The sequence below is a fragment of the Streptomyces sp. NBC_00080 genome, assembly GCF_045041255.1.
In the GTDB taxonomy this organism is placed as follows: Bacteria; Actinomycetota; Actinomycetes; order Streptomycetales; family Streptomycetaceae; genus Streptomyces; species Streptomyces coriariae.
Window position 1 is genome coordinate 8,755,912 of the sequence record NZ_CP108235.1, and the last position, 21,488, is coordinate 8,777,399.

Here is a 21,488-nt window from a genome sequence, read left to right on the forward strand (position 1 = left end):
GGTGTGCTGCCGGTCAAGACGCGGGCACGGCGAGGAGGGTTGCCTGTGAGGCGTAGATCACCCCCCGGGGCTGGTGGGGTGTCAGGCGCCGAAGAGCTGGGTCCAGTACGTGCCCGAGGGACCGCCGCCCGCGAAGCCGACGCCGATGTGGGTGAAGTCGGGCTTGTGGATGTTGGCCCGATGACCAGGGCTGTTCATCCAGCCGTCCATCACCTCGGCGGGGGAGCGCTGGCCGCAGGCGATGTTCTCGCCGATGGTCCGCCGGGTCGAGCCCGCGGCGGTGGCCCGGTCCCAGGGTCGGCTCCCCTCGGGCGAGGTGTGCGAGTAGAAGGCGCGCGCCACCATGTCCGCGCTGTGCGCCTGCGCCGCCGCCGTGAGCAGGGGATCGACGGCCAGGGCGGGCAGCCCGGCCCTCGCCCGCTCACGGTTGGTGAGGTCGACGACCTCGGCCGCGGTCCGGGCCAGGCCGTCCGGGGTGAGCGGGCTCGCCCACAGGGCGGTCCAGTAGGTGTCGCCGGTGCGTGCGTCGGTGGCCCGTGCCAGTGCGGCGTGCCGGAACGCCGGGTCGTGCAGGGTCTGCCGGGCCAGGTCGGAGCGCCGGCAGTACGCGACGAACTCGGCGGTGGTGCGGGGCCCGGAGACCAGGTGCTCGCCGACGGCGAGATACCGGTATCCGGCGGCCGTGACCCGCTGGTGCACCGAGACGCCGTCCGCACCCTCGGTGCCGAGCCGCCCGGCCGCGGCCAGGGCGGCCGCGTGCGCGCGGGCCGCGGAGGCGAGGCGGCCGTCGAGGGACACGGGCGGCGAACCGGCCGTGCCGCGGGAGGGGTTGACGAGGGCGAGGAAGCCGTCGGGATCGGAGGCGGACACCGGGGAGCTGCGCGGGGTGGACGAGCCGCGCGGTGCGAAGGCGGTGCCCGGACCCGCGGGGCGGGGGCCGGTCGTCGGCTGCGGGTCGGAAGGACGCGGTGTGGTCGTCGGCTGTCGGCTCGCGGGGGCGGTGCCGCTCTGCCCGGCGTATCCGCGTGGGGGTCCGGCGGCGGTCCTTCCTCGCGTGGGCGGGCTGTCCTCCGCCACGACCTCCACCCCGAAGTCCCGGGCCAGGCCCGCCAGTCCGTCCGCGTACCCCTGGCCGAGCGCCCGCAGCTTCCAGCCGCCGCCACGCCGGTAGAACTCCGCGAGCAACAGCACCGTCTCGCCCTGTGTGGGCGGTGGCGTGAACCGGGCCAGTACGCGGCCCGGCCCGTCGGTGACATGCAGCGTGGGCCGGGGCAGCCGGGCCAGGGGTGTGTCCGGCTCGGCCGCGCCGACGACCAGCGTGACGCGGGTGGCGCCGGCCCGCAGCCTGTCGGGTTCCAGCGTCAGGGTGTCGCCCCGGAGCATGGCTCCCGGCGCCTTCGGCTGGTTGTAGAACACGAAGTCGGCGTCCCCCCGGACCTTGCCGCTGTCGTCCGTGACGAGGGCGCAGACGTCGAAGGGGCCGGGCACCCGGGCGGCCAGGGCGCCGCCCGGGAGGGGCAGGTTGCCCCCGGGAACCAACACGTTCATCCTGCCGCCCCGATGTCGTCGTACCGGCCCCGCCGCGGGCCTGTCCGGACAACGGGCGGCAGGCCCCCCGGGTTCCTCGCCCTCATGTGTGGCCTCGCCCGGCCAGCCAGCCGGTTGTGGCCGGGCCGAGGGCGCCGGGATCAGCCCGACGCGCCGAGCTCCGGTTCGAGCAGCCGCTCGCGGTAGGCGATCGCCACGGCCTCGGTACGGCTCGCCGCGCTCAGCTTGGCGAGGATGTTGGAGACATGGACGCTCGCCGTCTTGCCGCTGATGAACAGCTCCTCGCCGATCTGCCGGTTGCTCCGGCCGAGCGCGAGCAGCCGCAGGACATCCCGCTCCCGGGCCGTCAGGGCGACCGGACCGCCCCGGGCGGCGGGCCCGGCGTCCGTGAGGCGTCCACGCCGGAGCAGGTCGTCCGCCCGCTCCAGGAGGGGTGTGGCGCCCAGCCGTACGGCCGTCTCCCGGGCGGCACGGGCCTCGGTCGCAGCGTCCTCGCGACGGCCGGCGGCCAGCAGGGCCTGCGCGTACCGCAGCCGGCAGCGGGCGAGCTCGTAGGCGTCGCCGTAGCCGAACGCCGCCACCGTCCTCTCCCAGACCGCCGGGTCGGGCCCGGTGGTGGCCCATGCCCACTCGGCCTCCGCGCGGGCCAGCCAGGCGCGCCCCTCCGGACCCTGCGGCACGCCCGTCGCGCCCCGCAGGGCCACCGACCGTGCCGGTTCCAGGAGTTCCGTCGCGATCGCCGACCAGCGGTCGGCCGCCGCCTCGTCCCCGCCGCGCCGCGCCGTGGCCGCCGCCTCGGCGACCGCCGTGAGGGCGAGCGCGGTGAGCCGGACCGTGACGTCCGGGAGCATGCCCGCTTCGTCCGTGAGAGCCTCGACCGAGGACCGCAGCCGGGCCACCGCCGCCTCGGCGTCACCGATCAGTACCGCCGCGTCGGTCAGCACGATGCCCGCGACGAGCGCCGCCATCCAGTCGAAACGCCCCTCGATCAGGGTCCGGGCCCGGTCGACGACGCCCTTGTCGCCGCGTGCCAGGCTCACGTACAGCGCGGGACCCACCGCGAATCCCCCCGACGCCGGCAGCACCGCCAGGTCGGTCGTCGCCGTCCGCAGACACTCGTCCCAGCGGCCCAGCGTGTAGAGCACCAGCAGCTGGAGATACCGCATCTCCAGCGGATACGGCGAGGACAGCAGCCCCGCCCGGCGGGCGCGGTCCAGGCCCTCGGCCAGCCAGGGCAGGCACTCCGCCAGCTCCCCGGCCTCGAAGGCGCCGATGGCCAGGGTGAACAGGGCCCGCATCTCCACCGGCGCGTTGCCGCCGCGCCGGGCCAGTTCACGCGCCTCCGTCAGCCGGGCGCGGCCCGCGGCGGAGCGGCGGCCGTCGCCCTCGAGATTGGCCAGCGAGACCAGGAGGTCGGCACGCGCGTCCGTCAGATCGAGGTGCTCTGCGGCGCGCAGCGCCTGGCGCGCGACCCGCAGGGCGGTCTCGGAGTCGCCCACCTGACGGGCCGCCAGGACATGCGTGGCGGCGGCCCACACCCAGGTCGGCGTCGGCGGCTCGGCGGGGATCATCGCCAACGCCTCGCTGCTGTAGGCGAACGCGGCCGTCAGACTGTCGACGCCCATGAGCGTGCCGGCCAGCGTGTACCGCACCCGTGCGGCGAGTTCGGAGTCGGCGTCCTGGCCGACGCCCGCGAGCGCGGCCCGGGTCAGGGAGACCGCGCGGTGCGCTTCTCCGGCGTGTGCGGCCGCCGCCGAGGCGCGCAGCATCAGCGTGACCCGGTCGGCCGCCTCGCCCGAGGGAAGGGCCGTCGCGGGTACCGACTCCCAGAGGTCGAGCAGGGCCTCCAGATGGCGCAGTTCCTCGGCGGGCGCGCCGACCCGCCGGGCGTGGTCCGCGGCCTCCAGCGAGGCGGCGAGGGCCTCGCCCAGGTCATGGCTCTCGCGATAGTGGTGGGCGCGCTCCGCCGCGGTCTCGGCCCGGTGGCCGCGGCCGGCCAGCAGAGCGGCGAACGCGCCGTGCAGCCGCGACCGTTCGCCCGGCAGCAGATCGGCGTACACCGCCTCGCGGGCGAGGGCGTGCCGGAAGGCGTACGCGCCGTCGTCGCCCGCGACCAGGAGCTGGTGGCCGATGGCCTCCCGCAGTGCCGACTCCAGCTCGTCCTCGGGCAGTCCGACCGCGTCCCGCAGCAGGTCGTGTTCCACCCGCCGGCCGGCGACGGCGGCGGTCCGCAGTACCTGCTGGGCGGTGTCGGGGAGTTGCTCGACGCGGATGAGGAGGAGGTCGGCCAGCCCGCTGGGCATTCCGCCGGCCTCCGTGTCCGTGGCCGCGAGCAACTCCTCCGCGTAGAAGGCGTTGCCCTCCGCACGCTCCACGATCCGGCGCACCGTGGCGTCCGGCAGCGGCCGGCCCTCCAGGGCGCGCAGCAGCCGGGTCACCTCGGCGTCCGCCAGCGGCCGCAGCTCCAGCCGGTCCACGGCCGGCAGCCGCACCAGCTCCGCGAGCAGCGGGCGCAGCGGGTGCCGGCGGTGCAGGTCGTCCGCCCGGTAGGAGGCCAGGACCGCCAGCCGGTGACCGGAGCCGTTGCCGGTGGACCGCTGGAGGAAGCCCCGGCTCAGCAGGAAGCGCAGCAGGTCCCGGGAGGACTGGTCGGCCCAGTGCAGATCCTCCAGGACGAGGAGCAGCGGGGTGACGTCCGACAGGTCGGCGAGCAGCGCCGCCATCCCCTCGAACAGCCTCAGCCGCCCTTCTCCGCTGCCGGAGCGCGGGGCGGGACCCGATTCGTCGGCGTCCGTGCCCGCGCCGAGCAGCCGGTCGACCAGGGGATGCGCGGCCAGGACGGCGGCGAACCGCTCGTCGGCGGCGAGCAGGCCGAGGATCTCGGTGAACGGCAGATACGGCAGCCCCACGTCACCGAGGTCGACACAGTGCCCGGTGAGCACGGTCATGCCGGAGCGGGCCGCCCGCGTGGCGACCTCGTCCAGTACCCGGGTCTTGCCCACGCCGGCGTCCCCGGCGATCAGCACCGCGCGCGACTCACCGCCCCGGGCGCGTTCGAGCACGCCGGAGAGCCGGGCGAGCTCCTCTTCCCGGCCGATGAACGGAGTGGCGAACACGGTCTGCGGCACGACCCCATCCTGGCACGCGCCACCGACAACGCGGCCCGCGACCAGGAACGGAGCCCTGCCGGGACGATCCCGGGAGCCCTGCCGTGACGTGCTCGGCGGCCCGCTGTCGGCGGCTCGTTCCCAGCGGCTCGTCCTCAGCGGTGCAGTGACCGCGCCCAGTCCTCCGGAACCCGCCCGGCCGGGCCCGGCACGGGCTGGTCCGCGGGGTGAGCGGCCGGAGCGGCGAGCTCGGGCCCGGACTCGTACAGCTCGTCGGTGGAGTAGTCCCAGAACCACTCCTCGCCCGGCTCGAAACTGCGCACCAGGGGATGCCCGGTCGCCTTGTAGTGAGCGGTGGCGTGCTGTGCGGGGGAGGAGTCGCAGCAACCGACATGGCCGCAGCTCGCGCAGCGTCGCAGGTGGAACCACCAGCCGCCCGCCGCGTCGCAGTCCACGCAGCCGGCACTGCTGGGTGGAACGCTCGGGTCGATGGCGTCTACGTCGGTCATACGGGCTCCTCGGCGGTCTCGGGGTCCGGTGCGCTCTCGGGGTCGGGGGCGGTCAGCGGCAGCAGCACCTGGAAGCGGGTGTCGCCCGGCACGGACTCCACATGGAGGTTGCCGTGGTGCTTGTTGACGACGATCCGCCAGGAGATGTCCAGGCCGAGCCCGGTGCCCTCGCCCACCGGCTTGGTGGTGAAGAAGGGGTCGAAGATGCGGCCTCGGACGTCCGGCGGGATGCCGGGGCCCGTGTCGCGGAACTCCACCAGCAGCCGGTCGCCCTCGCGTGCCGTCCGCACCGTCAACGTGCCCTCGCCGCCTGCGCTGTTGACGGCGAAGACGGCGTTGTCGACGAGGTTCGTCCACACCTGGTTGAGCTCCGCCGGGTAGGCCGGGATCGCCGGGAGCGCACGGTCGTAGTCCTTGACGACCTCGATGCGCTGCCCGATCTTGCCCGACAGCATCAGCAGGGTGCTGTCGAGGAGTTCGTGCACGTCGACGACCCGGTAGGGGGCGCGGTCGAGCTGCGAGTACTGCTTGGCGGCGTCGACGAGGTGCGAGATGCGGTTGGTGGAGTCGTCGATCTCGTCCATCAACAGCTCGGTCTCGACCGTGTAGTTGAGCCACCCCATCGCGCCCGGCAGGGTGTCCTCGTCGACGGCGGCCGCGACCTGCTCCAGCCAGTCCACGTCCAGCCCGGCCTGTACGAAGGTCGGCGCGATCCGCCACCCCTCCTGGATGCCGTGGTCGTCGAGCCAGTCGGTGAGGTCGTCCTCCCGGTCGGAAGCCTCCAGCGGGCTCAGCACCGGTGCCTTGGCGACCAGTTCGGCCGTCCGCTCCTGGATCTCGATCAGCCGGGTCAGCGCCTCCGCGTCATAGGCTCCGGAGGCGATGACGGCGAGCTTGTGCCGCATCTTCGCCACCCGCTCCCGCAGCGTCGCGGTGGCACGCACGGCCGCCGCGGCCGGGTTGTTGAGCTCATGGGTCAGGCCCGCCGACAACGAGCCCAGGGCCAGCAGCCGTTCCCGCTGTCCGACGGCCCGCTGGGTGTTCTTCGAACCGAAGAACAGCCCCTCCAGCAGGTGCGCCGCCATCGGGAACCACTCCCGCATGATGGCCGAGAACGACTCGGCGGGCAGCACGAAGAACCGCGTCGGCTCGGTCACCCGCATCGAGTTGTTGTAGACCTGTGGCACCTGGTCCCCCAGGTAGGCCTGCATGGCCCCGGCGTACACCCCGCGCTGGGAGGTGCGGCTCACCTCGATGTCGTCGCCGCCGACCCGGCGGTACAGCACGACCGAGCCCTCGACCATCACGTAGAAGCAGGTCGCCGGATCGCCCTCGGTGTACACCGGACCGGGCTCGAACCTCTCCACCCGGCCCTCGCTGCACAGCCGTCCGAGCTGTTCGGGGGAGAGCTTCTCGAACAGGAACAGCGAGCTGATCTCGGTCGGGTTGCACGGCATCAACTGCCCGCTCATGACTGCTCCAGGTACCGGTGGACGAGCATCACGGCCATGGCTCCCTCTCCTACGGCGGACGCGACGCGCTTCGCGGACTCGGCGCGCGCGTCGCCCGCCACGAACACGCCGGGAACACTGGTCTCCAGGTGGTACGGCGGCCGGTCCAGCGCCCAGTCCGCCGGCGGCCGCCCGTCCGGCGTGAGGTCGGGCCCGGCGAGGATGAATCCGCGCTCGTCGCGCAGCACCGTGCCGTCCAGCCAGCCGGTCAGCGGGGCCGCGCCGATGAACACGAACATCCACTGCGCGTCGACGAGTTCGGTCTCGCCGGTCGTCACGTCCCGCAGCGTCAGCTGCTCCAGGTGGCCGTCCCCGTGCGCGGCCTCGACGACCGTGCCGGGGCGCACGGAGATGTTGGGCGACTCGTCGATCTGCTGGATCAGGTAGTACGACATCGACGCCGCCAGGGACTCCCCGCGTACCAGCAGCGTGACGGACTTGGCGCCCCTCGCCAGGTACATGGCCGCCTGGCCGGCCGAGTTGGCGCCGCCCACGATGTAGACGTCCTGCCCCTGGCAGGAGGCCGCCTCGGTGAGCGCCGACCCGTAGAACACCCCGCAGCCGGTCAGGTCGTCGCAGCCCGGCGCCGCCAGCTGCCGGTACGACACACCCGTCGCGAGGATCACGCTGTGCGCGGCCACCGCCGAGCCGTCCGAGAACCGCACGACGCGCGCGGAGCCGTTGACCTCGAGCCCGGTCACCTCGCGCGCGGTGAGGATCTCGGCGCCGAACTTGGTGGCCTGCCGCCGCGCCCGGTCGGTGAGCTGGGCGCCGGACACGCCGTCCGGGAAGCCCAGGTAGTTCTCGATACGGGAGCTCTGCCCGGCCTGTCCACCGGTCGCGGACCGTTCCACCAGCACGGTGCGCAGGCCCTCGGAGGCCCCGTACACCGCCGAGCCGAGCCCGGCCGGGCCGCCGCCGATCACCACCAGGTCGTAGAAGTCGGCCGTCGGCGTCGTCGCCAGCCCCACGTGGGCGGCCAGTTCCGGCGCGTCCGGCTCGACCAGGGGCGTGCCGTCCGCGGTGACCACCAGCGGCAGTCGCTGCCCGTCGACCCCGGCCGCGGCCAGCAGCCGCTGCCCCTCGGGCTCGTCGGCGGAGTACCAGCGGTACGGCACCTGGTTGCGGGCCAGGAACTCCCGCACCTCGGACGACCGCGCCGACCAGCGGTGCCCGACCACCTTCGTCGCCGGCACGGGCCGGTGGTCGCTGGCGCGCCAGGCGTCCAGCAGGTCGTCCAGGACCGGGTAGAGCTTCTCCTCCGGCGGGTCCCACGGCTTGAGCAGATAGTGGTCGAGGTCGACGACGTTGATCGCGTCGATCGCCGCGCTCGTGTCGGCGTACGCGGTCAGCAGCACGCGACGGGCGCCCGGATACACGTCCAAGGCCTGCTCGAGGAACTCGATGCCGTTCATCTGGGGCATCCGGTAGTCGGCGAGGATGACCGCCACCAGGTCGCCACGGAGTTTCAGCTCGCGCAGCGCCTCCAGCGCGGACTCCCCGGACTCGGCGCGCACGATCCGGCACGTGCCGCCGTAACGGCGCCGCAGGTCACGGGCGACGGCACGGGAGACCCCCGGGTCGTCGTCCACGGTCAGGATGACGGTCCGCGCCGAATCGGCGGCCTGTGCCATACGTCTCCCACCCCGAGAGGGTCGTCACTCACGGCGGCACGGCGAAGCCCGCGCGCCGGCTCAGCCCATCGTATGTTCGATCGCGCCGCTCCGCTCCGGGATACCGGCGGACCGTGCGCTCCGAGGACAGGGCCGGGCGCACACGGTCAAGACGGTCGCCGCGCCCCCAGTACGCAGAACTCGTTGCCCTCGGGGTCGACCAGCGTCACCCACGGCTGCTCGCCCTGTCCGATGTCGGTGTGGCGGGCGCCCAGGGACAGCAGGCGGGTCACCTCGGCGTGCTGGTCGTCGGGGCGGAAGTCCATGTGGAGCCGGTTCTTGACCGTCTTCCTCTCCGGTACGGGCACGAAGATCAGGCCCGGCAGGCGGTCCCGCTCCGGTCGGATCTCGTACTCGTCGGACGCGTCGTTGATCACCACCCAGCCGAGGGCCGCGGCCCACCAGCGCCCCAGCGCCACCGGGTCGGCCGAGTCGACGACCACTTGCTCCCACTCGAGTGCCATGGCCGAAGCGTAGTGAAGACTGGGCCCGACGGATGTGATCACGACACGAGGAGGCGGCGGGATGACGGTCCCGATCACGGCAGGGGTCGACGGGACGGACGAGAGCCTCGCGGCGCTCGCCTGGGCGGCCCGCGAGGCCGTCCGGCGCGACCTGGGACTGCGGGTGGTGCACGCCTGGCGGTTCCAGCCGAACGCGGCGGCCGACGTGGCGGACCGGGACGCCCAGGAGCGGTGGGTGCGGGACTCCGTGCGGGAGGCCGTCGCGACGGTCGCCGAGCGGCACCCGGCGCTCTCCGTCACCACCGACGTCCAGGAGGGCAGCCCGGTCGAGTCGCTCGTCGCCGCCGCGGCGGACGCGGAACTGCTGGTGCTCGGCTCGCGCGGGCACGGGCCCGTGGTCGGCTTCCTGCTGGGCTCGGTCGGCCAGCAGGTGATCGCCGAGGCCGCGCGCCCGGTCGTGCTGGTGCGCGCCGGTGACAATCCGTCGTCCGAGGTGGCCGGCCACGAGATCGTCGTCGGCCAGCAGGGCGAGCCCGAGGACAGCGCCCCCGCGCTGCGCTTCGCGTTCGAGACGGCGGCCGCACGGGGCGCGGGCGTCCGTGCGGTACGGGCCTGGACGCTCCCGCCGGTGTTCGCCTACAGCCCCGGCTCGCTCAAGCTCGCCGACGACGCCGGCGGTCTGGAGCCGTACGAGAAGAAGGCGCTGGCCGCGGCCCTGGAACCGTGGCGGGAGCGGTTCCCCGACGTGCCGGTGGTGGAGCACGTGGAGATGGGCAGCGCCGGGCAGGTGCTGCTGTCGGTGTCCGGGCGGGCGCAGCTGATGGTGGTCGGCCGCCGCGCCCACCGCACGGCCGTGGGCGCCCGGATCGGCTCGGTCGCGCACGGCGTCCTGCACCACGCGGACTGCCCGGTCGCCGTCGTGCCCCACGGCTGAATCACTCCGACCGGCTCACTCCGACCGGCTCACTCCGGGATCGTCGGCTCCAGGGTCTCCCGTGCCTTGGGCAGGATCTTCTTGATGTAGTCCTCGACCGCCGTGTCGAGCCCGATGTCGTGCTGCGCGTGCTCCGAGAGGTACCAGCGGTGTTCCAGGAGCTCGTGGTAGATCTCCGCCGCGTCCATGGAGCCGCGCAGCTCGAGGGGGACCGCGCGCACGGTGGGCCGGAAGACGTCCCGCACCCAGCGGTGCGCCAGCACCTCCGGACGGGCGGCGAGGGGGTCGCCCGGGGCGTAGTCGTCCTGGGTGGCCATCCAGCTCTCCAGGTCGTTCAGCAGCCGCCGGGCCTGGTTCTCCTCGGTGTCCAGGCCGGTGAGGCGCAGCAGCTGGCGCTGGTGATGGCCCGCGTCGACGACCTTGGGCACGAAGGTGACCGTGTCGCCGTTGGAGGAGTGCTCGATCTGCATCTCGGCGACGTCGAAACCGAGCTCGTTGAGCCGGCGGATCCGGCGCTCGATGTAGTGGTACTTGCCCGCCGGGTAGACCGAGGTGCGGGTCAGTTCCTCCCACAGCGCCCCGTAGCGGGCGCAGATCTCCGTGCCGAACTCGATCGGGTCCACCGAGGGGTGCAGCGCCCCGGACGCCTCCAGGTCGAGCAGCTCGCCGCTGATGTTCACGCGGGCGAGGTCGAGGTCGTAGTCACGCTGGCCGGGGCTCAGCTGGGGGTGCAGGTCGCCGGTCTCGGCGTCGACGAGGTAGGCGGCGTAGGCGCCCGCGTCCCGTCGGAACAGCGTGTTGGACAGCGAGCAGTCGCCCCACGCGAAGCCGGCCAGATGCAGCCGTACCAGCAGCACGGCGAGGGCGTCCATGAGCCGGTGCATGGTCGCCGGGCGCATGGTCGTCTCGAACATCGAGCGGTACGGCATCGAGCCGCCCAGATGCCGGGTGACCAGCACCGATTCCAGCGGGACGCCGCCCTCGTCGACGCGGCCGGTGACCACGGCCAGCGGATCGACGGCGGGGATGCCGAGCCGGTCCAGGTCGCGCAGCAGCTCGTACTCGCGCAGCGCGGGGCGCTCGGCGAGCTCCTTGACGGCGATCACCTCGTCGCCGGCCTGGGCGTAGCGCACCACGTGGCGGGAGATGCCGCGCGGCAGCGGGACGAGGACCTCCTCGGGCCACTCCTCCAGGGGCAGGTGCCAGGGCAGCTCCAGCAGGAGTGCCGGATGCTCCGGGTTGGTGGCGCTGATCTGCAAAGCCATGGCCTGACCTTAGACGGCGCGTTCGCGGGCCTGCTGGGCCGCCGCCTTCACGGACCCCTGGTGCAGCGGACCGTGTCCGGGCAGCAGCAGGTCGGCCGGGAGCCCTTCGATCACGCCCAGGGACTCCACCGCGCGGGCGCGCTCGTGGTGGAACATGTCGGGCAGCAGCTGCGGCCCCTGCAGCCGGGAGGTCGGATGACCACTGACCAGAGCGTCGCCCGAGACGACCACACCGGCTTGCGGGAGATGGAAGACGGCGTGGCCGCCGGTGTGGCCGGGGGTGTGCACCGGCACGGGCCGGCCGGGCAGGTCGAGCGGGCCGCCGGCGCCGGGGAACGCCTCGGGCGCGGTGACCGGGTGCTGCTCGGTGCCGCCGGAGCGCAGCGCGTGCACCATCCACGGCACGACACCGGGCCGCCAGGCGTTCCTCAGCACCTCGCCCACGCTCACCTGCTGGAGGAACTCCCGTCGGGCGTGCGGCACTTCGGCCTCGTGCAGATACACCGGGGTGCCGTACGCGGAGCGCAGGTGCTCGGCGGAGCCCAGGTGGTCGTTGTGGGCGTGGGTGATCAGCACGGCCGCGACCGCCTCCGGTGAACTGCCCACGGAGGCGAGGGAGTCCAGGACCAGCTGCCGGTCTCCCGGGTAGCCGGTGTCGATCAGGGTGACGGCGTCCCCTTCGGTGAGGATCACCCAGTTGGTGTTGCTGCCGTGCACCAGGTAGGTGCCGTCCGCCACTTGCCGTACGTCTGCCCGCATGGCCGTCCCGTGTCCTGGAGATCCGTCGTCGACGGGGACAGCAAAGCAGACCACCGGACGGATGCGGAGGGTGGGGTTCCCCGCATGCCGAACAGGAATCTCGTCACCCGCGTCCGGCGCACCCCGTACTCGTACACCAGCAGGACCACCGTCAGCGAAGCTGCCACGATCACCGCGTACTTGACGACGATCGGCGCCGGCCGGTGGGCACCGAGACCGGCCACGAGGAAGAGCGTCGGCATCGCCCACACCACCCCGAGCCCCGCGACGACGGTGACGAGCTCGGTCGTCGCGGTTCTTGACGTGGAAGTCGTCGTCCGGGGAGAAGACCAGGGCCGCGTGGAAGAAGGCCAGGCCGACGACCACGAGGGCGCGCAGGCCGTCCAGTTCCGTCCGCCGGGGCCGCGCGCTCGCCGGTGCCCCGGCGGTGGACGCGGGCTCCGGTGGGTCGGTCATGCGGTCGAACTACGTACCCCTGAGGGGTAGGGACACAGGTACGTCGGCTGCGTTTCAGCGCACCCCGCCCGGGCGGAACTGGACGCTGATGCGCGACCCGGCGGCGCGGGTGGACTTCGGCACGCAGTGCTCCCAGGTCCGCTGGCAGGAGCCGCCCATCACGATCAGGTCGCCGTGTCCCAGCGGGCGCCGTACCGTCTCGCCGCCGCGCGCCGGGCGCAGCAGCAGGTCGCGCGGGGAGCCCACGGAGAGGATCGCGACCATGGTGTCCTCCCGGGCGCCGCGGCCGATCCGGTCGCCGTGCCAGGCGACGCTGTCCCGGCCGTCGCGGTAGTGGCACAGTCCGGCGGTGACGAAGGGCTCGCCCAGTTCCTGGGCGTAGTGCGCGGACAGCGCCCGACGCGCCTGGGCCAGCACCGGGTGGGGCAGTTCCTCACCGGCTCCGTAGAAGGCCAGCAGGCGCGGGACGTCGATGACGTTGTCGTACATCTTCCGGCGCTCGGCACGCCAGGGAACCCCGGTCGCCAGCTCTTCGAACAGGGCGTCCGATCCGGTCAGCCAGCCCGGCAGCACGTCGATCCAGGCGCCCGCCCCGAGCGTGGTCCGGCGGATCCCGTCGAGGGAGCCGAGGCGCAGATCGTCGGTCTGGTCGAAGAGGGAGCCCTGGAGGTGGTGCGCGGTCATGGTCCCAGCGTACGCCTTAATCGAAAATATGTTCCCTTCGGTTGTCCCGCGCCGGAGGCGGGGGTGGAGCGCCTCGCTTCGCAAGGCCTTTCGATGCATCGGTGTATCGGATACATTCGCGTATCGAACGGAGGTCCGAGATGGCGGCGGAGCAGGTCGAACAGGCCGAGCAGACCGGGCGGACGACCGGGCGCGTCACCAGGCGCCGGGTCCGTACGCGGGCCAGGCTGCTCGACGCGGCCTTCGAGGTCTTCGCGGCCAAGGGCTTCGGGCGGGTCTCCATCGAGGAGGTCTGCGAGGCCGCCGGCTACAGCAGGGGCGCCTTCTACTCCAACTTCGACAGCCTGGACGAGCTGTTCTTCGCCCTCTACCGGCAACGGGCCGACCTGATCGCCGAGCAGGTGTCCGGGGCCCTCGCCCTCGACGGACCCGACCTCGACGTGCCCGCCGCCGTCGACCGCGTCACCGAGGTGCTCCTGCTCGACCTGGACTGGCTCCTGGTCAAGACGGACTTCCTGATGCACGCCGCGCGCGCCCCGGACGTCGCGCAGACCTTGCTGGAACACCGGGCACGGCTGCGGCGGGCGATCGCCGACCGGCTCGCCCGGGCCCGGGGCCTCGCCGAACCGCCGGCCGTACTCGGGGACGTCGACAGCGCGGCGCACGCCGTGGTCGCGGCCTACGACGGGGTCACCGCCCAACTGCTGCTGGACAAGGACGTCGAGGGTGCTCGTGTCTGGCTGAAGCAACTGCTCACCGCGCTGTTGACCGACGGCAGCGGCACCCCGGAATGACATCTTCAGGAGAAAGGCAGCGGACGCCATGGACGCGGACGTCATCGTCGTCGGAGCGGGCCTCGCGGGCCTGGTCGCGGCGCACGAACTCACCAGCAGGGGCCGACGGGTCGCCCTGGTCGACCAGGAGAACGCCGCCAACCTCGGCGGCCAGGCGTTCTGGTCCTTCGGCGGGCTCTTCCTGGTCGACTCCCCGGAGCAGCGCCGCCTCGGCATCAAGGACTCCTTCGACCTCGCCTGGAACGACTGGCAGGGCAGCGCGCAGTTCGACCGCGCCGACGACGAGGACTCCTGGGCGGTGCGCTGGGCCCGCGCCTACGTAGAGTTCGCGGCGGGGGAGAAGCGGTCCTGGCTGGCCGGGCACGGGATCTCCTTCGTGCCGACCGTCGGCTGGGCGGAGCGCGGCGATCTGCGCGCCGACGGACACGGCAACTCCGTGCCCCGCTTCCATGTCGCCTGGGGCACCGGCACGGGCGTCGTCGAGCCGTTCGTGCGGTACGCCAAGCAGGCGGCGAAGGACGGGCTGCTGACCTTCCACCACCGGCACCAGGTGGACGAGCTGGTCCTGGACGACGGCGCCGCCCGCGGGGTGCGCGGCACGGTCCTCGCACCCGACGACAGCGCGCGAGGCGTCGCCTCCAACCGCGACCGCGTCGGCGACTTCGAGCTGACCGCCCAGGCCGTGGTCGTCACCAGCGGCGGCATCGGCGCCAACCACGAGATCGTGCGGCGCTACTGGCCCGAGCGGCTGGGCACGCCGCCCGCCGAGATGGTCACCGGTGTCCCCGCCTACGTCGACGGCCGGATGCTCGACATCAGTGCCGGGGCCGGCGTCCGGCTGGTCAACCGCGACCGCATGTGGCACTACACCGAGGGCATCCAGAACTGGGACCCGATCTGGCCCGGCCACGGCATCCGCATCCTGCCCGGCCCGTCCTCCCTGTGGTTCGACGCCCTGGGCCGCCGCCTGCCCGACCCGTGCCTGCCGGGCTACGACACCCTCAACACGCTCAAGCACCTGCGGACGACCGAGGACATCGCCGGGCACGACCACTCCTGGTTCATCCTCACCCGCAAGATCGTCGAGAAGGAGTTCGCGCTCTCGGGCTCCGAGCAGAACCCCGACATCACCGCCAAGGACCGCAAGGCCGTCCTGCGCGACCGGCTGCTCGGCAAGGGCGCCCCGGCGCCGGTGCAGGCGTTCCTCGACCGCGGCGCGGACTTCGTCATCGCCGACACCCTCGACAAGCTCGTCGAGAAGATGAACGGGCTGACGGAGAAGGCGCTGCTCGACGTGGACACCCTGCGCCGCCAGATCCAGGCCCGCGACCTCCAGATGGCCAACCCGTACGCCAAGGACTCCCAGGTCCAGGGCATCCGCAACGCGCGCCGCTACATCGGCGACCGGCTCGGCCGGGTCGCCACCCCGCACCGCGTCCTGGACCCCGAGGCCGGCCCGCTCATCGCCGTCAAGCTGCACGTCCTCACCCGCAAGACCCTCGGCGGCATCCAGACCGACCTCGACTCCCGCGCCCTGGGCGCCGACGGACAGCCGGTCGAGGGCCTGTACGCGGCGGGCGAGGTGGCCGGCTTCGGCGGCGGTGGCGTGCACGGCTACAACGCCCTCGAAGGCACCTTCCTCGGTGGCTGCCTCTTCTCCGGACGGGCCGCAGGCCGGGCCGCGGCCCGGCAGACGGGCTGAGGGAGGGCCTGACGGGGACGGCCAGGAAGACGCGCGGACGGACGGGCTGACGGCGGGCAGCGGGCAGCGGGCCGGCGGCAGGCGGACGGGCCGGCGGCGGGCCGCCCGTCCCGGAGCGTCAGTGCCGGTCCGCCTCCAGCAGGCGGACCAGCACCGCCGTATGGCTCTGCTCCGGGGACTTCGCGGACGTCAGCAGCGTCACCGGCCCCTCACGGACCGACGCACGCAACCGGTCGAGCAGTCCGGCCGCCTCGGGGTCGGTCAGCTCCGCCTCGTAGCGGCGCGCGAACTCCTCGTACGACCCCTCGCCCGCGTGGTACCAGCGGCGCAGCTCGGTGGACGGGGTGAGGCCCTTGGGCCACTCGTCCACGCGGGCCGCGTCCTTGGACACCCCACGCGGCCACAGCCGGTCGACCAGGACCCGCACTCCGTCGTCGGGCTCGGGCGGGTCGTAGACACGACGTACGCGGACACTCATGGGCGGGCCGTCCGTCCGTCATCGGGTGGGCAGGTCCTGCCGAGCGTAGGCCCCGCACGCCCGCCGACACCGCTCGGCTTGACCTGAATGAGGGGGAAACCCGGGGCGCCCGGTCCCTAGTCTGAGGACGTTTGATCACACGCCACCCCCCAGGAGCGCACGTGACACACCCTCGCAGACGCGCCACCACCCTCCTGCGCCGCGAAACCGTAGCCGTCACCGTCCCCGTCGCCCTGGCGGCGCTGCTCGCGGCGGCCGGACCCGCCACCGCGGCCGGACCGGCGGGCACCGCAGGCGTCGGCGACCCCTACTTCCCGCTCGCCGGCAACGGCGGCTACCACGTGAGCCACTACGACCTGACCCTCCGCTACGACCCGGGCAGCCGGCACCTCGACGGCACGGCGGTTCTCACCGCCCGCGCCACCCGGCGGCTGACCCGCTTCGACCTCGACTTCCAGGGGCTGAAGGTCACCGGCCTCACCGTCGACCACGTCAAGGCCGCCCACCGGCGCGACGGCCAGGAACTCGTCGTCACCCCGCGGCGCGCCCTGCGCAAGGGCGAGCGGTTCCAGGTCACCGTCACCTACGACGGCACCCCCGGCCCGGTCACCGACCCCGACGGCTCCCTCGACGGCTGGATCCCCACCGACGACGGGGCGTTCGTCGCCGGCGAACCGCAGGGCGCCATGACCTGGTTCCCGGCCAACAACCATCCCCTCGACAAGTCCTCCTACGACTTCACGATCACCGTCCCCGAGGACCGCGCCGCCGTCGCCAACGGCGTCCTCCTCGGCCGGCGCACCGCCCACGGCAGGACCACCTTCCGCTGGCGCCAGACCGAACCCATGGCCGCCTACCTGTCCACCGCCACCGTGGGAAAGTTCCAGGTCAACCAGTACACGACCCGCGACGGCCTCAAGGTCTACGACGCCGTCGACCCGCGCGAGGCCGCGGCCGCCGCGCCCGTCGTCCAGCGGCTGCCCTCCGTACTGGAGTGGGAGAGCGCACTGTTCGGGCCCTACCCGTTCCGCGCCGCCGGCTCCATCGTCGACCACGCCCCGGACGTCGGCTACGCCCTGGAGACCCAGTCGCGGCCCGTGTACGACCGGGCTCCCGACCTGAGCACCCTCGTCCACGAGAGCGCCCACCAGTGGTTCGGCGACTCCGTCTCCCTCACCTCCTGGAAGGACATCTGGCTCAACGAGGGCTTCGCCACCTACACCGAGTGGCTCTACGCCGAACAGCACGGCGGCAGCACCGCCCAGAAGACCTTCGACGCCCTGTACGCCCGCCCCGCCACCGACGGCCTGTGGGCGTTCCCGCCCGGCGACCCTGGCAGCGGCGCGAACATCTTCGACACCCCGGTCTACGCCCGCGGCGCCATGACCCTGCACGCCCTGCGCACCACCGTCGGAGACCGCGCCTTCTTCCGCGTCCTGCGCGCATGGGCCGCCGCGCACCGCTACGGCCACGGCACCACCGCCCAGTTCGAACGGCTCGCGGAACGGGAGACCGGGCAGGACCTCGGCGCGCTGTTCCGGAGCTGGCTGTACGGCCGGGGCAAGCCCGCCAAGCCGTAGGTCGAACACGCCCCGGAACCTGACGAGTTCCAAACACCCGTCGGGGAAGGTCGAACGATGATCACCCTTCGCCGCCGGGCCGCGCTGCTCGCCGCATCCCTCCTGCTCACCGGATGCGGCGGCGGCGCCGCGGCCACACCGGAGCACCGGCCCGCCGCCACCGCCACCGACACATCGGCGACTTCCGGCACACCCGCCCCCGCGATCTCCGCCGAGTCGGCACCGCGGCGGATACCCGGCCTGGGGACGAAGACCTGGGCCGCCGTGCCGCAGGACGCCGCTCAGGTGGTCGTGGTGACCGGCCGGGGCCGCGACTCCCCGCTCTCCGCGGTCGTCCTGTACCGGCGGACCGCGGCGGGCTGGCAGGCGGGAAGGAACTGGCCCGCGCACAACGCGCTGCGCGGCTGGAGCGACCACCACCTGGGCGGGGACCTGCGCTCGCCCAGCGGCGTCTACGGCCTCACCGACGCCGGCGGCCTGCTGCGCGACCCCGGCACCCGCCTCTCCTACGACCACGGCGTCGGCTTCACCTCGCCCGGCACCGGATTCGAGGGCGAACCGCTGCGGGGTTCCTTCGACTATGTGATCGCGATCGACTACAACCGCGAGCCCGGCACCTCGCCCCTCGACTGGACCCGCCCCCTCGGCGCGAAACGCGGCGGCGGCATCTGGCTGCACGTCGACCACGGAGGTCCCACGCACGGCTGCGTGAGCATCGCAGAGGAGCACATGAAGGAGCTGCTCCTCGTCCTGGACCCCGCCCTGCACCCCGTGGTCGTCATGGGCGACCATGCCTCTCTGGCCCGCTGAACAAACGGAGTTGTCGCGTGTGCGCTCATGTACTGGTCGCCGAGGACGACGCGATGCAGGCCGAACTCATCCGCCGTTCGCTGCTCGCCGAGGGGCACACCGCCACCGTCGTGCACGACGGCGCGGCCGCGCTGGACGCGGTGCGGCGCAACCGGCCCGACCTCGTCGTCCTCGACCTCATGCTGCCGGTCATCGACGGTTTCGGGGTGTGCAGGGTGCTGCGCCGCGACGACGACATCCCGGTGCTGATGCTGACCGCCCGGGCCGGCGAGGACGACGTGCTGCTCGGCCTGGAACTGGGCGCCGACGACTACATGACCAAGCCCTACAGCCCGCGCGAGCTGATGGCCCGCATCCGTACCGTGCTGCGGCGCAGCGGGCGGGCCGGCGCCGACCGGCGGGACGATCCCGTCGTCCGCGCCGCGGGGCTCGCCGTCGATCCCCAGCGGCACGAGGTGCGCTGCGCCGGAGAGCCGGTGGAGTGCACACCGGCCGAGTTCCAGATACTGCTGGCCATGGCCGCCGAGCCGGAACGGGTCTTCTCCCGGGGGCAGTTGCTCCAGTGCACCCGGGGGTTCGACCGGGCCTCGACCGAGCGGGCGATCGACGTGCACATCATGAACCTGCGCCGGAAGATCGAGGCCGACCCGCGCAGACCCGTGCGGCTGCTGACGGTGTTCGGCGTCGGCTACAAGCTCAGCGGCGGCCACGCGTGAACGACACCCGCGCCCGGACGCGCACCCGGACCCGCATACCGCTGCGCAAGCGTCTGCTCGTCCGCCTGCTGATCGCGTCCGTCCTGATCGCCGTGTGCTCGGTGGCCGCCACCGCCTGGCTCGCCGTCACCACCACCACCCGCGCGCTGCGGGAGGAACAGGGCCAGGCCCTCGCCGACGACATGGACATCCTCGCGCAGCTCAGCGGCTACGCGGCCACCCACCCCGACTGGACGGGCGTCGAGGCGACGGTCCGTGAGCTGTCCGCGCGCACCGGCCGGCGCATCGCCCTGACCACCGCCGACCGCAGGCCCCTCGCCGATTCCGCGCCGCGCGGCACCTCCCTGCCGCCGAGTGCCGCCGCCACCGTCGACCCGCTGCGCACCGACACCTACAGCGAGCCGGGCGCGCAGCTGAGCGGTACCGACCCGCGCGTGGTGGGCCCCTACCGGCTCACCCCGCTCGAACGCACGAAGCTCGACGCCGTGTCCCGCGCGCGGCAACGCTGCCTCTCCCGCTACGGCGTCGACACGACCGTCACGCACACACCGAGCGGGCGCCCGGTGGTCACCGCCTCGGACTCCACCGCCCTCTCCGGATACGCCTTCGACGAGTGCGGGGACGGGCGGCTCGACACGCCCGCGCCCACGGAGGAAAAGGCACTGACCGCGCTTCAGGGCCGGGCCGGCGGCTGTCTGACCCGGGCGGGCCTAGACCCCGACATCCCCCTGGTGTTCGGCACCGGAGTGCCCGGCGCGTCCGGCCGGACCCCGACCCTGGCGCCCGTGCTGGCCAAGGTGGCGGCCGGCGGCGGGGACGACGGCGCGGATGCCGGCAAGACGGCTCTGCGCGCGGCCCAGACCTGCTTCGAGACCGCCCGGCGCGCCCAGCTCGACCCGTACGTCGCCCCGGTCGCCGAGCTGTTCCTGGGCGTCGGGGACGACCTTGCGGCTCCGCGCTGGGTCATGTCCCCGGCCAACAAGGCGAAGGTGGCCGGCGCGGCCGGGCTGGTGCTGGCCGTCACCGTGGCCGTCACCGCCGTCGTCGCCACCCGGCTGGTCCGGCCCCTGCGCGCGCTGACCGAGGCCGCGGGGCAGCCCCCGGACCGGCACGCCCGCGTGCCGGTGACGACGCAGGACGAGACCGGGATCCTCGCGGAGGCCTTCAACGACCTGGCCGAACGCCGGGAGCGGCTGGAGGCCCAGCGCAAGGCCCTCGTCAGCGATGTGGCCCACGAACTGCGCAGCCCGCTCACCAACATCCGGGGGTGGCTGGAGGTCACCCGCGACGGCCTCGTGGAACCCGACACCGAACTGCTCGGCGCCCTGCACGAGGAGGCCCTGATCCTCCAGCGCGTCATCGACGACCTGCGCGACCTCGCGGCGGCCGACGCGGGCACCCTGCGTCTGCACCGCGAACCGGTGCCCGCCGACGACCTGCTCGCCCAGGTCGCCGCCGCCCACCGGGTCGCCGCCGACACGGCCGGTGTGCGCCTGCGCACCGAGACCGAGGGTGCTCCCTGGCTGGACGCCGACCCGGTGCGGCTGCGGCAGGCGCTCGGCAACCTCGTCACCAACGCGGTGCGTCACACCCCGCCCGACGGCACGGTCACCCTGACCGCCCGGGGCGACGGCCACCGTGTCGTGCTGGAGGTCGCCGACACCGGCACGGGCATCGCCGCCGAGGACCTGCCGCATGTCTTCGAGCGGTTCTGGCGGGCGGAGAAGTCACGCAGCCGCCGCACCGGCGGCAGCGGCCTGGGCCTGCCGATCGTCCGCCACCTGACGGTCGCCCACGGCGGCACGGCGCAGGCGACGAGCACCCCGGGAGCGGGCAGCGTCTTCACCCTGAGACTGCCCGCGGCGACGGCACCCGGAGACGGCTGAGGCCGGTCGAACCGGCTGAGGGGGGAGGAGCGTCACCCCTCCCGGGCGAGGGCCGTCGCGTCGGGCCGGCCGATGAGCGGCCGGTCCCGGCACGGACCCAGGTCCTGCCGCTGTGTCCGGCCGCCCGGCCCCCGGCTCGCCCGGCTCATGCTCGGCCCCAAGGCCCCGCCCCGGCTCACGAGCTGCGTCGGGCGGCCCGTATCCGCCGCTTGAGGGCGCGTCGTTCGTTCTCACTGGTGCCGCCCCAGACACCGAGGGTCTGATCGGTCTCCATGGCCCACTCCAGACACTGCTCCCGCACGGGGCAGCGTCGGCAGACCGCCTTCGCCTGCTCCGTCTGGAGCAGTGCCGGACCGGAGGTACCGATCGGGAAGAAGAGGTCGGGATCCTCGTTGCGGCACTCGGCATGCTCTCGCCAGTTGTCCATCGAAGTCACCTGCGATCTCGTCGTATGCGCTTTTCCGGATGGGTTGCTCCCGATCGGGTCACCGGAGGGGCGGCGGTGAAACAGGATGGCCCGGAAGAGCGTTCACCTGCTTTTTGCGAGGAGGCCCCGGCGTTCACGCCGCGGAGGAATCGCATCCGGGTGTCGCGACGCGGAGCGTCGCCTCA

General features: G+C 73.5%; 19 protein-coding genes. 8 read left to right on the forward strand and 11 right to left on the reverse strand.

Annotated elements, in window-relative coordinates:
* Positions 1–81 precede the first annotated feature (81 nt).
* The 6 genes from OHU34_RS39140 to OHU34_RS39165 form a co-directional block, all read right to left on the reverse strand.
* Positions 82–1,548 carry a CAP domain-containing protein gene (locus tag OHU34_RS39140; RefSeq protein ID WP_405770968.1) on the reverse strand — a complete coding sequence of 489 codons (1,467 nt, stop codon included), beginning with the start codon at positions 1,546–1,548 and terminating at the stop codon, positions 82–84.
* 140 nt (positions 1,549–1,688) lie between these two features.
* Positions 1,689–4,676: an ATP-binding protein gene (locus OHU34_RS39145; protein ID WP_405770971.1), complete on the reverse strand. Its 2,988-nt coding sequence runs from the start codon at positions 4,674–4,676 to the stop codon at positions 1,689–1,691.
* Positions 4,677–4,810: 134 nt separating this feature from the next.
* Complete coding sequence (locus tag OHU34_RS39150) at positions 4,811–5,164, reverse strand: UBP-type zinc finger domain-containing protein (protein WP_230193717.1); 354 nt, start codon at positions 5,162–5,164, stop codon at positions 4,811–4,813.
* Positions 5,161–6,636, reverse strand: a complete 1,476-nt coding sequence (locus OHU34_RS39155) for an ATP-binding protein (protein ID WP_142268707.1) — start codon at positions 6,634–6,636, stop codon at positions 5,161–5,163. The genes OHU34_RS39150 and OHU34_RS39155 overlap by 4 nt, the downstream gene beginning before the upstream one ends.
* Positions 6,633–8,309, reverse strand: a complete 1,677-nt coding sequence (locus OHU34_RS39160) for an FAD-dependent oxidoreductase (RefSeq protein WP_142268706.1) — start codon at positions 8,307–8,309, stop codon at positions 6,633–6,635. The genes OHU34_RS39155 and OHU34_RS39160 overlap by 4 nt, the downstream gene beginning before the upstream one ends.
* Positions 8,310–8,455: 146 nt before the next feature.
* Entirely contained in the window at positions 8,456–8,812 is a 357-nt protein-coding gene (locus OHU34_RS39165; protein ID WP_142268705.1) for a VOC family protein, read from the reverse strand.
* 61 nt (positions 8,813–8,873) lie between these two features.
* Between OHU34_RS39165 and OHU34_RS39170 the strand changes: the two genes are divergently transcribed.
* Positions 8,874–9,746: a universal stress protein gene (locus tag OHU34_RS39170; RefSeq protein WP_405770974.1), complete on the forward strand. Its 873-nt coding sequence runs from the start codon at positions 8,874–8,876 to the stop codon at positions 9,744–9,746.
* Positions 9,747–9,775: 29 nt separating this feature from the next.
* Here the strand turns inward: OHU34_RS39170 and OHU34_RS39175 are convergent, their stop codons facing one another.
* On the reverse strand, positions 9,776–11,011 hold the full coding sequence (locus OHU34_RS39175; RefSeq protein WP_142268703.1) for a DUF4032 domain-containing protein: 1,236 nt from the start codon (positions 11,009–11,011) through the stop codon (positions 9,776–9,778).
* Between the two features lie 9 nt (positions 11,012–11,020).
* Positions 11,021–11,770, reverse strand: coding sequence for an MBL fold metallo-hydrolase (locus OHU34_RS39180; protein ID WP_142268702.1), 750 nt, complete (start codon positions 11,768–11,770; stop codon positions 11,021–11,023).
* A gap of 84 nt (positions 11,771–11,854) precedes the next feature.
* Between OHU34_RS39180 and OHU34_RS39185 the strand changes: the two genes are divergently transcribed.
* Positions 11,855–12,256, forward strand: coding sequence for a hypothetical protein (locus tag OHU34_RS39185; RefSeq protein ID WP_405770976.1), 402 nt, complete (start codon positions 11,855–11,857; stop codon positions 12,254–12,256).
* Between the two features lie 24 nt (positions 12,257–12,280).
* On the opposite strand, the gene OHU34_RS39190 is transcribed toward OHU34_RS39185, so the two are convergent.
* A complete protein-coding gene (locus OHU34_RS39190; RefSeq protein ID WP_405770979.1) occupies positions 12,281–12,910 on the reverse strand; it encodes an alpha-ketoglutarate-dependent dioxygenase AlkB in 630 nt (209 codons plus the stop codon).
* A 140-nt stretch (positions 12,911–13,050) separates the two neighbouring features.
* On the opposite strand from OHU34_RS39190, the gene OHU34_RS39195 reads away from it, so the two are divergent.
* Positions 13,051–13,704, forward strand: a complete 654-nt coding sequence (locus tag OHU34_RS39195) for a TetR/AcrR family transcriptional regulator (protein WP_405770982.1) — start codon at positions 13,051–13,053, stop codon at positions 13,702–13,704.
* A 28-nt stretch (positions 13,705–13,732) separates the two neighbouring features.
* Positions 13,733–15,406: an FAD-binding dehydrogenase gene (locus OHU34_RS39200; RefSeq protein WP_230193711.1), complete on the forward strand. Its 1,674-nt coding sequence runs from the start codon at positions 13,733–13,735 to the stop codon at positions 15,404–15,406.
* A 118-nt stretch (positions 15,407–15,524) separates the two neighbouring features.
* Here OHU34_RS39200 and OHU34_RS39205 read toward each other — a convergent pair whose 3' ends face one another.
* Complete coding sequence (locus tag OHU34_RS39205) at positions 15,525–15,884, reverse strand: DUF488 domain-containing protein (protein WP_142268698.1); 360 nt, start codon at positions 15,882–15,884, stop codon at positions 15,525–15,527.
* A gap of 161 nt (positions 15,885–16,045) precedes the next feature.
* Between OHU34_RS39205 and OHU34_RS39210 the strand changes: the two genes are divergently transcribed.
* From OHU34_RS39210 to OHU34_RS39225, 4 genes are read left to right on the forward strand one after another with little or no spacing between them, the layout of a single operon-like run.
* Positions 16,046–17,464, forward strand: coding sequence for a M1 family metallopeptidase (locus OHU34_RS39210; RefSeq protein WP_142268697.1), 1,419 nt, complete (start codon positions 16,046–16,048; stop codon positions 17,462–17,464).
* 57 nt (positions 17,465–17,521) lie between these two features.
* Positions 17,522–18,274: a hypothetical protein gene (locus OHU34_RS39215; protein ID WP_405770986.1), complete on the forward strand. Its 753-nt coding sequence runs from the start codon at positions 17,522–17,524 to the stop codon at positions 18,272–18,274.
* A 17-nt stretch (positions 18,275–18,291) separates the two neighbouring features.
* Positions 18,292–18,990: a response regulator transcription factor gene (locus tag OHU34_RS39220; RefSeq protein WP_020126238.1), complete on the forward strand. Its 699-nt coding sequence runs from the start codon at positions 18,292–18,294 to the stop codon at positions 18,988–18,990.
* Entirely contained in the window at positions 18,987–20,876 is a 1,890-nt protein-coding gene (locus tag OHU34_RS39225) for a cell wall metabolism sensor histidine kinase WalK (protein ID WP_230193708.1), read from the forward strand. The genes OHU34_RS39220 and OHU34_RS39225 overlap by 4 nt, the downstream gene beginning before the upstream one ends.
* A gap of 175 nt (positions 20,877–21,051) precedes the next feature.
* On the opposite strand, the gene OHU34_RS39230 is transcribed toward OHU34_RS39225, so the two are convergent.
* The gene (locus OHU34_RS39230; protein WP_142268694.1) at positions 21,052–21,303 is read right to left on the reverse strand and encodes a WhiB family transcriptional regulator; all 252 of its coding nucleotides are present in this window, start codon (positions 21,301–21,303) and stop codon (positions 21,052–21,054) included.
* Positions 21,304–21,488 lie beyond the last annotated feature (185 nt).